The organism is Paraburkholderia sp. BR10936, from assembly GCF_040965735.1.
GTDB lineage: Bacteria > Pseudomonadota > Gammaproteobacteria > Burkholderiales > Burkholderiaceae > Paraburkholderia > Paraburkholderia nodosa_A.
Genome location: NZ_JBFRCM010000047.1, coordinates 1 through 12,829 on the forward strand (window position 1 = coordinate 1; position 12,829 = coordinate 12,829).

At 67.8% G+C, this 12,829-nt stretch carries 9 protein-coding genes and 1 pseudogene; 4 read left to right on the forward strand and 6 right to left on the reverse strand.

Features of this window, described 5'->3' with window-relative positions; genetic code table 11:
* The first annotated feature begins 69 nt into the window (after positions 1-69).
* Complete coding sequence (locus AB4Y36_RS40100) at positions 70-1,977, forward strand: DUF3857 domain-containing transglutaminase family protein (RefSeq protein ID WP_368685896.1); 1,908 nt, start codon at positions 70-72, stop codon at positions 1,975-1,977.
* Between the two features lie 7 nt (positions 1,978-1,984).
* Here AB4Y36_RS40100 and AB4Y36_RS40105 read toward each other — a convergent pair whose 3' ends face one another.
* From AB4Y36_RS40105 to glgC, 5 genes are all read right to left on the reverse strand, one after another.
* The gene (locus AB4Y36_RS40105) at positions 1,985-3,199 is read right to left on the reverse strand and encodes a branched-chain amino acid ABC transporter substrate-binding protein (RefSeq protein ID WP_368685897.1); all 1,215 of its coding nucleotides are present in this window, start codon (positions 3,197-3,199) and stop codon (positions 1,985-1,987) included.
* A gap of 304 nt (positions 3,200-3,503) precedes the next feature.
* A complete protein-coding gene (locus AB4Y36_RS40110; protein WP_069269344.1) occupies positions 3,504-3,965 on the reverse strand; it encodes a hypothetical protein in 462 nt (153 codons plus the stop codon).
* Between the two features lie 101 nt (positions 3,966-4,066).
* Entirely contained in the window at positions 4,067-4,939 is an 873-nt protein-coding gene (gene pdxY, locus AB4Y36_RS40115) for a pyridoxal kinase PdxY (protein WP_069269349.1), read from the reverse strand.
* A 161-nt stretch (positions 4,940-5,100) separates the two neighbouring features.
* Positions 5,101-6,591, reverse strand: a complete 1,491-nt coding sequence (glgA, locus tag AB4Y36_RS40120; protein WP_368685898.1) for a glycogen synthase GlgA — start codon at positions 6,589-6,591, stop codon at positions 5,101-5,103.
* Between the two features lie 105 nt (positions 6,592-6,696).
* Complete coding sequence (gene glgC, locus AB4Y36_RS40125) at positions 6,697-7,962, reverse strand: glucose-1-phosphate adenylyltransferase (RefSeq protein ID WP_069269342.1); 1,266 nt, start codon at positions 7,960-7,962, stop codon at positions 6,697-6,699.
* A 395-nt stretch (positions 7,963-8,357) separates the two neighbouring features.
* Here glgC and AB4Y36_RS40130 point away from each other — a divergent pair, with 395 nt between their 5' ends.
* Positions 8,358-9,476, forward strand: a complete 1,119-nt coding sequence (locus AB4Y36_RS40130; protein WP_368685899.1) for an alpha/beta fold hydrolase — start codon at positions 8,358-8,360, stop codon at positions 9,474-9,476.
* 24 nt (positions 9,477-9,500) lie between these two features.
* Here AB4Y36_RS40130 and AB4Y36_RS40135 read toward each other — a convergent pair whose 3' ends face one another.
* Positions 9,501-10,505: an LLM class flavin-dependent oxidoreductase gene (locus AB4Y36_RS40135; protein WP_368685900.1), complete on the reverse strand. Its 1,005-nt coding sequence runs from the start codon at positions 10,503-10,505 to the stop codon at positions 9,501-9,503.
* 702 nt (positions 10,506-11,207) lie between these two features.
* Here AB4Y36_RS40135 and hpnI point away from each other — a divergent pair.
* Both hpnI and AB4Y36_RS40145 read left to right on the forward strand, forming a co-directional pair.
* Positions 11,208-12,497 carry a bacteriohopanetetrol glucosamine biosynthesis glycosyltransferase HpnI gene (gene hpnI, locus AB4Y36_RS40140; RefSeq protein ID WP_069269339.1) on the forward strand — a complete coding sequence of 430 codons (1,290 nt, stop codon included), beginning with the start codon at positions 11,208-11,210 and terminating at the stop codon, positions 12,495-12,497.
* Between the two features lie 94 nt (positions 12,498-12,591).
* A pseudogene (locus AB4Y36_RS40145) lies at positions 12,592-12,829 on the forward strand (hopanoid biosynthesis associated radical SAM protein HpnJ); the annotation flags it as partial.

Genomic DNA, 12,829 nt, shown 5'->3' on the forward strand with positions numbered 1-12,829 from the left:
CCTGAGACCCCCATGACGCGAGGCGAGGGGCTCAGGCGCGCCGCCCGGTGCGTTGCGTCGTGTCTAGCGTTGACGTTGGCAGTTGTGAGCGGCCATGCCCGCGCCCAGGCGAGCGACCGCAGCCCCGACAGCACGGCACGCGTCGAGACCGCCGATCGCGCCGCGCAAACCGACGTGCCGCCATACACGCTCGAGCGCGACGTGCATCTGTTCGTCGTGCAGCAGGACGGCTCGGTCGTCGAGGACGACGACACCGTGCTGCGCGCCAACACCACCGCCGGCGTGGACGAGATCGCCCAGCGTTACGTCTGGTTCAATAAGGATATCGAAACGATTACCCAGCTGTCGGCCGAAACCGTCGATCCGGACGGCACCGCGCACGCGGTCGGCGCAAGCGGCATTCGCGACGTGCAGGAGCCGCGCTCGGCGGGCGCGCCCACGTTCGAGGACGGCGTGCTGCGCACGGTGATCTTTCCGGGCGTCCAGGTCGGGTCGCGCGTGCATCTGCATTTCGCCAAGCGCCGCGCGAAGGCGCTCGACGCGGGCTCGTTCTCGTACTTCGTCGAGCCGACGGGCGAACCGGTCGAGTTTCAGCGCCTCATCTTCGATTTGCCCGCCAACGTGCCGCTCCACGCCGACGCGCGTGGCTACGCGGCGCTCGCCCCCGAGACGGCGAACGGCCGCACCCGCTACGCGTTCGACTACCGGCACGGCCCCTATCCGCCGCTCGAAGCTGGGGCGGTCGCCTACGTGAACTGGGGCGACCGGCTGATGGTCTCGACAATGCCCGACTTCGCCGCGTTCGCCGCGCGTTATCGCGAAGCCGCCGCCGATCCCACCGGGACCGATCCGGCCATCGCGTCGCTTGCGCAGGCGCTCACGGCGGGCGTGAGCGACCCGCGCGAGAAGGCGCGCCGCATTTACGACTGGATGCGCTTCAATATCCGCTATGTCGCGCTCTTTCTTGGCGAGACCGCGGCCGTGCCGCATCGCGCGACCGACATCCTGCACAACCGCTACGGCGACTGCAAGGACCACGTGGCGCTCTTCAGCGCGCTGCTCGCGGCGGTGGGCATACGCGCCGAGCCCGTGCTGCTCGATCTCGGCCCCGTCTATACGCTGCCCGACGTGCCGGGCTATGGCGCGCACGCGATCAACCATGCGATTGCGTGGCTGCCCGACCTCGGCGTGTATGCGGATACCTCTTCGGGCGGCTACGCGTTCGGTTATTTGCCGCCAGGCGTGATGGACCGGCCCGTGCTGCTCGTCGACGACGGCGTGCTTTCGCGTACGCCCGCGACCGGGCGGCGCGAGCGCACGGCGCGCCTGTCGCTCGAGGTGGGGGCGACCGGCGACGCCGCCTACAGCTACTACGTGGAAGACGAAGGCGCGGGCGCGGAGCCCGAGCGCAACGCGTTTCGCCGCGCGACGCACGCGCAGGCGCAGCAACTCGCGGCACAGCGCCTGCGGCTCACCGGACTCGCCGGCACCGCGCACGTCAGCACGGCCCAGACCGAGGCAACCGACGGACCGTTTTCGGTGACGATGGAAGGCACTCTCGATCATGTGGTCTGGCGCGACGGCACGACGGCAATCCCCACCAAGAGCAGCTTCACGGGTGGCATTGCCACGCAGATCGACAGCTGGCTCGCGCAGCCGCGCCGCACGCAGCCCTGGGCGTGCATCGGCGGTGAATTTTCGGAGAGCGCGCAGATCGTGCTGCCCGCGTTCGCGAGCGTGACCGACGTGCCGCAAGACACGCAAGCGAGCGACGCGTTTCTCGACTACACGTCGCATTACGTGTTCGACGCGCGCTCGCGCACGCTGCAGATCGAGCGGCGGCTAGCGGCGCGTTTTGGTCACCAGATGTGCACGGCCAACGAATTCGCGCAGATGCGCGACGCACTCTTGCGCATCGAGCGCGACACGCACGCGCAGATCGTCGTGCGGGCGGCGAGCGCGCCGCAGCAACCGTGAGCGGCGCTCAGCCGCCGCGCGTCGTCACGGGCACCCACACGCCTTTCTTCACCTGCCAGAGCGTGGAGGCGCCGTTCTTGAGCGAGCCGTCCGGCTCGAAGGCAATGCGGCCCGTCACGCCGTCGAAGGCGAGCGTCTTGAGCGCGCTGCGGTAGACCTCGGGTTGCGCCGATTTCGCGTTGACCATCGCGTGGATCGCGGCCCACGCCGCGTCGTAGCCGAACGGCGCGTAGGCGAGCACGTTGGCGCCGAAGCGGGCTTTGAAAGCCCCCTCGAAACGCGGGCCCTCCGGCAGTTGCGCGAGCGGGCGGCCGTACTCCCAGGCCATCGCGCCTTCGGCTGCTGCGCCCGCGGCCTGGGTGAAGTCGGCGTTCGCCACGCCGCCGCCGCCCACGAACTGCGCGTTCATGCTGCGCGCCTTCATCTGCTTCGCGAGCGCCGCGCCCTGGTGCGCGAGGCCGCCGAAGTAGAGCAGGTCGGCATCGGCGGCCTTGATTTTCGCGAGCTGCGGGCCGAAGTCGCTCGCGATGCTTTGCGCGAACTCGCGCGCGACCACGTTGCCGCCATGCTCGCGCACCGCGCGCTCGAACATGTCGGCTTCGCCCTGACCGAAGGCGGTGCGATCGTCGATGATGGCCACGCGTTTGGCCTTCATCACGTCCACGGCCCAGGCGCCTGCGATGCCGGCGTTCTGCGCGTCGTTTGCAATCACCATGAAGGTGTTCGCGAAGCCTTGCGACGTGATGACGGGATTGGTGGCCGCGGGGCTGATCATCGGGATGCCCGCGCTCTCGTAGATGCGCGAGGCCGGAATGGCCGAGCCCGAGTTGAAGTGGCCGACCACGGCGTTCACTCCCTGATTCGCCAGCGTCGCGGCGGCCTGCACGCCGAGGCGTGGGTCGCTGCGATCGTCGATGGGCACGAGTTCGAAGTGCGCCGCCTGCTCGCCGATCTTGAGGTTTTGCGCGTTCGCCTCGTCGAGGGCGAGCTGCACGCCGTTTTGCAGATCGCGGCCGTAGTCGGCGGAGTCGCCCGAGAGCGGCGAGACGAAGCCGATGCGCACGTCGAGCGGGCCGGCGGCCAGAGCGCTGCGGCTCGCGCCGAGCGTGCCGACGGTGGCCAGCGCGCCGATCAGGAGCCCAGCCGCAAGCCTGCGGCACGCCCGGTACGGCGTGGCGAATGCGCAGGCGCCAGCGGTTGCAGGCGCGGCAGCGAGACTCATGGTGACTCCTTGCGCGACAGCGGCGCGGTGTTCTTGTGTGCGTTTTGTCCGGGTACGCCGCGCCGCGCGCCGGCGTGGCGCGTAGACGGGGCGTCTCGTCTTCGGGTCTTGCGTCTTGCTGTTCGCGACTGCGGCTTGCCGGAACGGGCTGTGCGACGGCTGCGCGCGTGGGTGGCGTGTCTCGTGGGGGTCTCAGCCAGCTCCCCATGTGCGCCGGCTGGGCGCGCGCCTTCGTGAGGCGGCGGATGGCGAGCAATATATCAGGCCGCCAGGTCAGCCGCTCACGCCGTGCCGCGCGCTCGGGCTACTCGCCCCTTTGCAGTTCGAAGAGCGCGTCGCGCAGGCGCACGAGCGGCGCCATGGTGTCGGCGCTCGCCCATGCTTCGAGGTCGTCGAGCGCGCGGTTGCAGCCGTCGAGCACCACGTCGAGATCGACGGGAATGCCATTGGCGAGCGCGAAGCGAATCGTCGCTTCGAAGCGTGCGCATTCGTCGTCGCCGTACGAGATGTCGAGCGTGTCGGCAATGGTCTGGGCGATGTCGCTGCGTTCGCGCTCGCTCTCGTCGACGAAGTCGATGATGCCGCGCGCGACGTCGGGTGCATGGTAAAGCGCGATGTCGAGCCACACGGCGGCGTCGAAACCGCTTTCGTGGCTGTGTTCCTCGAAGTATTCGATGGCTTCCTGCTCGTGGGTCTCGCCGGCGTCGACGGCAAGGCAAAGCTGCTCGAAATACTCTTCCTGCTCGCTACGGATTGAATCGGACATCGGTCATTCTCTAAAGACGGTGGGCGCCGCGGCCGTGCACTGTGTCTGGCCGCCGCGAGTCATGCGGACGGCATTATAGGCCGCGCGCGCACCGCTTCAGTTTAGGCGGCTTCCACCGCCCAGGCGTCGAACCATTCGCGCGGGCGCGCGATCTGGTCTTGCGCCGCGACGATCTCCAGCTCGTAACGGCCTGCGTCGTAAGTCGCCTTCACTACGGCGTTCACGGCCGCGAGCGTGTGTTCGAACGCGCGGCGCAGCGAGTCGCCGAGCATCAGGCGCGCGACGAACACCGCGCTCGTCACGTCGCCCACGCCCACCGGCTGGCGCGCGAACGGGTAGAGCGGGCGCTGGCCGAGCCATGCTTCATGCTCGGTCACGACGAGCATGTTGAAGCGGTCGGCAGGGCTGTTGCGGTCGAGCAGATGCTTCACGAGGACCAGCTTCGGGCCGCGGCGCAGCAATTCGCGGCACGCGAGCACACCTTCTTCCGCGGTCTCGATCTCGCGGCCCACGAGTCGTTGCAGCTCGATGTGATTGGGGATCATCGCGTCGGCGACCTCGGGCATGTTGCGCACGAGGAACTCCTGAATGCCGGGCTCGACGCGGCAGCCGTTCTCGGCGTTGAGCGTGCCCATCACCGGGTCGCAAAAGTAGCGCGCCTGCGGGTTGGCGGCCTTGACGGCGCGCACCACGTCGATCACGGCCTGGGCCTGCTCGGGGGCGCCGAGGTAGCCCGAGAGCACCGCATCGCAGCGCGGCAGCACGCCGATCGCGCCGATGCCTTCGACGAGATCCACGACCTCGTCCGAGCCGATGGCGGCGCCGGTCCAGTGGCCGTATTGCGTGTGATTCGAGAACTGCACCGTGTTGAGCGGCCAGACATTGACGCCCAGGCGGCGCATGGGAAACACCGCGGCGCTGTTGCCCGCGTGACCGAACACGACGTGCGACTGGATGCTCAAAACGTTTTTCATGGCCGGTCCAGATTTCGTTATCGCTTGCGGCGCTTCGAGCAGCGCGCCTTTGCGCAGGTGCAGCAACGATAACCGAATTCGCTGCGCCCAGTCGATGGATGCGTGGGCGCGATGTTGCGCGCGCGCCCGCTGCCAGCGGCTGCAATGCGTCCGGGAGGGCGCTAGGCCACGGCGTGTTGACCGGCCAGTTCGCGATAGAGCGCCATGTAGCGTTGCGCCGACGCGGCCCAGCCGAAGTCCTGCTGCATTGCACGCGAGCGCGTCTCGCGCCAGTCGCGGCTGCGCCCATAGAGCGCGAAGGCGCGGCGGATCGCGGCCGTGAGCGCGTCGGGCTCGAAGCGCTCGAACACGAAGCCGGTGGCGAGACCATCGGCGAGATTCTCCAGCGAGGCATCGACCACCGTATCGGCGAGTCCGCCCACACGGTGCACGAGCGGCAGCGCGCCATAAGCGAGCGCATAGAGCTGCGTGAGCCCGCACGGCTCGAAGCGCGAGGGGACCATCATCACGTCCGCGCCCGCGACGATCTCGTGCGCGAGCGTCTCGTCGAAGCCCAGCTCCACGGCCACCGATTCGGGATGCTGGTGCGCGGCGCGCGTATAGCCCTGTTCGAGGCTAGGGTCGCCGGTGCCGAGCACGACGAGCTGCCCGCCGCGCGCGACGATCTCGGGCAGCGCCGCGAGCAGCAGGTCGAGGCCCTTTTGCTCGGTGAGCCGGCTCACCACGCCGAACACCGGGGCGTCGTGCTTCTGCGCGAGCTTCATGCGCGTTTGCAGCGCCGCCTTGCAGCGCATCTTGCCGCTCTGGCGTGTGGCCGAATAGCGCGTGGCGATGGCCGCGTCGCTCGACGGATTCCAGACGGCGTAGTCCACGCCATTGAGAATGCCGACGAGGTCGTGCGTGCGTCCGCGCAGCAGCGCCTCGAGGCCGCCGCCCTGGGCGACCGTCTGAATCTCGCGTGCGTAGGTCGGGCTCACGGTCGTGATCTTGTCGGCGAAATAGAGGCCGGCTTTCAGAAACGAAAGCTGGCCGTAGAACTCCACGCCATGCATGTCGAAGAAGTCGCGCGGCAGGCCGAGCGTGTCGAACTGCTGGGCGGGGAAGATGCCCTGATACGCGAGATTGTGGATCGTGAAGATCGAGCGCGCGCCGCCGGGCGCCAAGCTCGCGCCGCGCTCGCGCGCCGCCGCGCGCAGGTAGGCCGGCGCGAGTCCCGCATGCCAGTCGTGCGCCTGCACGATCGCGGGCGCCCAGTCGGCATCGAGGTGCAGCGCGAGTTGCGCGGCGGTCCAGCCGAGCAGCGCGAAACGTTGCGCGTTGTCGCCGTAGGGCACGTGCTCAGCGTCGAGGTAGGGGTTGCCGGGGCGCGCGTAGAACGCATCGGCGCGGATCATGTAGACGGCCAGCTCGCTGCCGGGCAGACGCCCGAGTTCGAGCGTCGCCTCGGGCGCGCCGAACGTGCGCGTAAGGCGCGCGACGGGGCGCAGGTCCTCGAGGCCCGCCGCCACGGGCGCGAAGCCCGGCAGCAGCAGGCGGGCGTCGGCGCCTTGTTCGATCAGCGCGGCGGGCAGGGCGGCGGTAACGTCGGCGAGGCCGCCGGTCTTCAGGAGCGGATACAGCTCGCTGGCTACGTGCAGGACGCGAATGGTCATCGGGAGTCAGTCCTCTCGGTGCTCGGGTTGCTTGCGGGTTGTTTGCGGGTTGGCGCGCCCGTGAGCGAAGCCGGTCTCGCGGATCGGCTTCGCGGGGCGCATGGACTAGCCAGGCAGTTTCGCCAGCGCCTCGCTCGTGACCAGCACGACGCCGCTCTCGGTGCGATAAAACCGCTCGGCGTCGCTCGCAGCGTCTTCGCCGATCACGGTGCCGTTGGGAACCGTGCAGCCGCGGTCCACGACGACCTTGCGCAGCCGGCAACTCGTGCCCACCGTCACCTGTGGCAACAAGACTGCCTCGGCAATGTTGCAGAACGACTGCACGACGACATTCGACGAGAGCACCGAGCGCGAGATCTGCGAACCCGAGATCACACTGCCGCCACACACGATCAGGTTGGTGCCCGAGCCCTGCAGGCCGTTGAGGTCGCGCACGAACTTGGCGGGCGGCAACTGTTCCTGGTAGGTCCAGATCGGCCAGTTGCGGTCGTAGAGATCGAGCGCGGGGATGGTCGAGGCGAGGTCGAGGTTGGCGGACCAGTAGGCGTCGACCGTGCCCACGTCGCGCCAGTAGGGTTCGGCGGCCGGGTCCGACGACACGCAGGACATGCTGAACGGATGTGCGATCGCATGGCCGTCGCTCACCACGCGCGGAATGATGTCCTTGCCGAAGTCGTGGTCGGTGGCCGAGCGCGCGATGTTCTCTTCGAGCAGTTTGACGAGATAGTTCGTGTCGAACACATAGATGCCCATGCTCGCGAGCGCGATGTCGGGGCGGCCTGGCATGGCGGGCGGATCCTCGGGCTTTTCGACGAAGCCGGTCACGCGGCGCGACTCATCCACGGCCATCACGCCGAACGCGCGCGCTTCCATGCGCGGCACTTCGATGCAGCCCACCGTGCAGTCGGCGCCGCTTGCGGCATGGTCGGCGATCATGCGCGTGTAGTCCATCTTGTAGATGTGGTCGCCGGCCAGCACCACCACGTATTTCGGTCTGATCGAGCGGATGATGTCGATGTTCTGGTAGACGGCGTCGGCGGTGCCCCGATACCAGTGCGCGCCTTCTACGCGCTGCTGCGCGGGCCACAGGTCGAGGAACTCGTTGAATTCGCCGCGCAGGAAGCCCCACCCGCGTTGCAGATGGCGCAGGAGCGAGTGCGCCTTGTACTGCGTGACGACCGCAATGCGGCGGATGCCCGAATTCAGGCAGTTCGAGAGGGCGAAATCGATGATGCGGTACTTGCCGCCGAAGTACACGGCCGGCTTCACGCGCTTGTTGGTGAGCGGCCCGAGGCGCGTGCCGCGGCCGCCAGCGAGCACGATGGCGAGGGTGGTGCGTTGCAGATCGTTGAGGCTTGCCGGGGTTTCCATGGTCGTCTCCTTGTTGTGCCCCCCGGTACGGCCGCCGCGGCCCGCCTCGTCGTGCCCGGGCCGGTGCGGTCCTTCTTTCGCGTGCTTGTCGCGTCCCTGATGCGGCGCGTCTCGCGGTGCAACACGCGTGCGTCTCTCGCGTCGCGGACGTCTCGTGCGTCCTGTATTGACTGTTCTAGCACTGAATGCAGCGTAGCGCGAATTGCCGGTGCCCGGTGCCGGAGATGCGCGCCGCAGTCGTGCGAGGCGCTGATGAGCAGCAAACCGCATGCCCTACAGACGCGCTGGACGAGAAAGCCGGCATGAGCGGGGCGGGGCCGCTAGAATCGCTGGCTGTACCGGCGCCATCTCGCCGTCCTGTTCTTCTGTCCGACCTTTCGCCCGATCTCCCGTCGATGAGAGCCATCCTGAACCACACGCTTGCCCGCTTTGCTGCCTTCGCTCCCTTCGTTGCCGCGCTGAGTGCGGCCGCGCTCTGTCACGTCGCCCTCGCTGCCGACCCTGGGGCGAGCGATGCCGCGCCGTCGTCGGCGTCGTCACCGCAAGCCGCGATCGAGACGCCCGACGGCCCCGCGTATGGTGCCGAGCTGCAGGGCTTCGAGTATCCGCATCCCGTGCATGACTTTGCGTTCGTTTCGCAGGGGCAGACGCTGCACATGGCGTACATGGACGTGCAGCCCGCGAAACCGAACGGACGCACCGTGGTCCTGCTGCACGGCAAGAACTTTTGCTCGGCGACGTGGGACGCCACCATCCGCGAGTTGCACGCCGCGGGCTACCGCGTGATCGCGCCGGACCAGATCGGCTTTTGCAAATCGAGCAAGCCCGCCTCGTATCAGTTCAGCTTTCAGCAGCTCGCGCGCAACACGCATGCGCTGCTCGCGGCGCTCGGCGTGCACGATGCGACGATCGTCGGCCATTCGACGGGCGGCATGCTGGCGGTGCGCTACGCGCTCATGTATCCGGGCGAAACGGAGCAGCTCGTGCTCGTGAACCCGATCGGGCTGGAAGACTGGAAGGCCAAGGGCGTGCCGTCGATTTCGGTCGACGACTGGTACGCGCGCGAGCTCAAGACGAGCGCTGACGGTATTCGCCGCTACGAGCAGGCCACCTATTACGCGGGCCAGTGGCGGCCGGCCTACGAGCCGTGGGTGCAGATGCTGGCGGGCATGTATCGCGGGCCGGGCAAGACGCAAGTGGCGTGGGACTCCGCGCTGCTCTACGACATGATCTACACGCAGCCGGTGATTTATGAGTTCGGGCAGTTGCAGATGCCGACGCTCCTGCTCATCGGCGACAAGGACACGACCGCCATCGGCAAGGATCTCGCGCCGCCCGAGGTGCGCGCGCAGCTCGGGCACTATCCGGTGCTGGCCAAAGCCGCGCAGCGCGCCATTCCCCACGCGACGCTGGTGGAGTTCGCCGATCTCGGGCACGCGCCGCAGATGCAGGATCCGCGGGCGTTTCATGCCGCGCTGCTCAAAGGCCTCGACGCGTTGAACGCCTCGCACTAAGGGGGCGTTCGCACGCGGGCGCGGTTACCGTCCCGCGGCGGCTTCCTTCAATTCATCGCGCGCCTGCGCCGCCATCTCGAACGAACGCAGACGCGCCGCGTGGTCGTAGATCTGCGCGGTGACGATGAGCTCGTCCGCGCCGGTCTGCCCGATCACCGAGGCGAGGCCCGCACGCACGGTTTCCTGGTCGCCCACCACGGAGCAGGCGAGCGAGTGCGACACGCCGGCGAGTTCGAACTCGTTTGCCGCGATCTGCTCGACCGGCGGCGGCAACTGCCCCGGCGTACCGCGCCGCAGATTCACGAACTGCTGTTGCAGCGAGGTGAAGAGAAAGCGCGCTTCTTCGTTGGTGGGCGCGCCGAACACGTTCACGCCGACCATCGCATGGGGTTTGGCGAGCACCGCCGACGGACGGAACTGCGAGCGGTACAGACGCAGTGCCGTGAGCAGATGGTCGGGCGCGAAGTGCGAGGCGAACGCGAACGGCAGACCCATGGCCGCCGCGAGCTGGGCGCCATAGAGGCTCGAGCCGAGGATATAGAGCGGCACGTTCAACCCAGCGCCGGGCACGGCGCGCACGCGCTGGCCTTCGACGGGCGCCGCGAAATAGCGCTGCAGTTCGGCCACGTCGTCGGGGAAGCTGTCGGCGCTGCCCTGCAGGTCGCGGCGCAGCGCGCGCGCCGTGGTCTGGTCGGTGCCGGGCGCGCGCCCGAGGCCGAGGTCGATGCGGCCGGGGTAGAGCGCTTCGAGCGTGCCGAACTGCTCGGCAATCACGAGCGGCGCGTGGTTCGGCAGCATGATCCCGCCCGAGCCCACGCGGATGGTCTGCGTGCCGCCCGCCACGTAGCCGATCACCACCGAAGTCGCCGCGCTGGCGATACCCGTCATGTTGTGATGTTCGGCCAGCCAGAAGCGGTGATAGCCGAGGTGCTCGGCGTGCCGGGCGAGATCGAGCGTGTTGTGCAGCGCGGCGCCGGCATGGGAGCCTGCCGGGATGGGCGAGAGGTCGAGTACGGAGAAGAGGGTCATGGGCTAGCGTGGGGCCTGGTATGAGGGGCGCGACGCGCGTGCCGTGCGCCGGGTGCCCGACGCGAGGCCGCAAGGCAGTCGCAAGGTGCGGCCATTGTGCCAAACCACTTTCGTTCGTGCTGGCGGCCTTCGGGAACCCATGCAGGCGGCGTGGGTTCAGAAATGGCTGATTGCCTTTTCGCCCAGTCAATTTGAATATTAACGAGAACTACTCCTGTTTCAATGCAAAAGCCGCGCTTTCAATTCAGAATTATTAAAGAACCATTTCTAGATGCTTACCGAATTTTTTCGGGTCGGAAAAGCGCTGGAAGGCGGCTGTTTAATCGCTGAAATAGTTACGCTTTTACAACTTTGGCAACGCATTTTCCCGCGTCCGTCGGAAGCAACTGACGGAGCTTGCTGATACAATTTTCGGCGTCGAATCGGGGATCGACCATGTCCAATGTTTCATACGATGGTTTATTTCCCCTTCGTTGTTTGTTCAATTGCCTCGCATCGTGCAAACCGGCATCCATTGTCTGGTTTCCCGCTTCAAATACGTAATGCGGCTAAGATGCGCGGCTTATTTCTGGATTTTCAGGGCAGGGAAATGGTACGTGGTGAAACGCGAATTCCGGTCGGGGCACCGCAGGAGCTTCTCCCCTTGCGCGCAGCCCGCGGCGAGCGCGGCTTGGCCCACGTGACCCGGCAAGGCGGCGCGTCATGACGGTGGCGCAGGTTTTCGCCATCCCGGCGGCCTGGCCCGTGCTCGTCTGGGTCGTGGTCGTGCTGTGCGGCGTGGCCGCTTTCTACGGCCTCGTTGCCGCGCTGACGATGCCGCGCCTCGGTTCGGCCGCGCTCGTGCGCGAAGCCGCGCGTCGTGCGCGCCGGGCGCAACCGCAGCCTGTGAGCGTGCTCAAGCCCTTGTGCGGCGCCGAGCCACGCCTCTACGAGAATCTCGCGACCTTCTGCGAGCAGCGGCATCCACGTTTTCAGTTGCTGTTCGGCGTGTCGTCGCCGGCGGACCCGGCCATTGCCGTGGTGCGCCGGTTGCAGGCGGCGTATCCCGGCCACGACATCGAACTCGTGATCGACCCGCGTGTGCACGGCAGTAATCTCAAGGTGAGCAACCTCATCAATCTGGCGGCGCGCGCGCGCTACGACGCGATCGTCGTGGCCGACAGCGATATCGCCGTCGAGCCCGACTATCTGGAGATCGTCACCGCGCCGCTCGCCGACCCGGACGTGGGCGTCGTGACCTGTCTCTACAGCGCCCGCAGCATCGGCGGTTTCTGGCCCCGCGTGGGTGCGCTCTTCATCAACGAGTGGTTCGCGCCTTCGGTGCGCGTGGCGCATTCCACGGGCTCGCGCGCGTTCGGTTTTGGCGCGACGCTCGCGCTTTCCCGTACGACGCTCGAGCGCATCGGCGGTTTCGCTGCGCTCAAGGACTGCCTCGCCGACGACTACCTGCTCGCCCGCTATGCGCGCGATCACGGCCTCGCCACGGTGCTGGCGCCCGTGGTGGTCGCCACCGACGTGATCGAGCCGACCTTCGGCTCGCTCTGGCTGCGCGAGACGCGGTGGCTGCGCACCATCCGCTCGGTGAATCCGGCGGGCTTCGCTTCGCTGTTCATCACGTTTCCCACGCCGTGGCTCGTGCTGGGCGCGCTGTTCTACGGCCTGCTCGCGGCCGGCGCGGGCATCGGCGCGTGCGCGACGACGCGCGCGGCGCTGGCCGGACTCGCCACGGCCACGATGGCGGGTATCATTGCGCGTTTGATACTGCACGCGCGAGCGAGCGGAAGCTGGCGAGGGTTCTGGCGCGATTTGCCGCTCGTGCCGCTGCGCGACGTGCTGCTGGCGCTGCAGTGGCTTTCCGCCGCGTTCGGCTCGCATGTGATCTGGCGCGGCGTGCGCGTGAGCGTCGCCAATCCCGAGGCCGCAGCGCCTTCCGCCATGGCCAGGCCCGCGAGCACGCGGCGGCCTGCCGTCGAAGGATCGGACGCTCGCTGAGGCGTCGCTTTGATACCGCGCTAGCGCGCTTTTTTACCGAATTGTCACCTCAATCATCACCCGGCACAGTACGGGTACCCGGAGCACTCATCGCATGAAAACGCTGTTTCTGCAGGCCCCGTCGTATGACGGCTTCGACGGTGGCGCGGGCTCGCGCTACCAGGCAAAGCGCGAGATCCGCTCGTTCTGGTATCCCACCTGGCTTGCGCAGCCCGCGGCCCTCGTGCCCGACAGCCGCGTGCTCGACGCGCCGGCCGACGGCCTGGGCGTGGAAGAAACGCTGAAGATTGCAGCCGCATACGACCTCGTCATCATCCACACGAGCACGCCGT

Excerpts from the sequence above, each read along its gene's own strand:
- AB4Y36_RS40105 (WP_368685897.1), bottom strand. The coding sequence starts at position 3,199 with ATGAGTCTCGCTGCCGCGCCTGCAACCGCTGGCGCCTGCGCATTCGCC.
- AB4Y36_RS40110 (WP_069269344.1), bottom strand. The coding sequence starts at position 3,965 with ATGTCCGATTCAATCCGTAGCGAGCAGGAAGAGTATTTCGAGCAGCTT.
- pdxY (WP_069269349.1), bottom strand. The coding sequence starts at position 4,939 with ATGAAAAACGTTTTGAGCATCCAGTCGCACGTCGTGTTCGGTCACGCG.
- glgA (WP_368685898.1), bottom strand. The coding sequence starts at position 6,591 with ATGACCATTCGCGTCCTGCACGTAGCCAGCGAGCTGTATCCGCTCCTG.
- glgC (WP_069269342.1), bottom strand. The coding sequence starts at position 7,962 with ATGGAAACCCCGGCAAGCCTCAACGATCTGCAACGCACCACCCTCGCC.
- AB4Y36_RS40130 (WP_368685899.1), top strand. The coding sequence starts at position 8,358 with ATGAGAGCCATCCTGAACCACACGCTTGCCCGCTTTGCTGCCTTCGCT.
- AB4Y36_RS40135 (WP_368685900.1), bottom strand. The coding sequence starts at position 10,505 with ATGACCCTCTTCTCCGTACTCGACCTCTCGCCCATCCCGGCAGGCTCC.
- hpnI (WP_069269339.1), top strand. The coding sequence starts at position 11,208 with ATGACGGTGGCGCAGGTTTTCGCCATCCCGGCGGCCTGGCCCGTGCTC.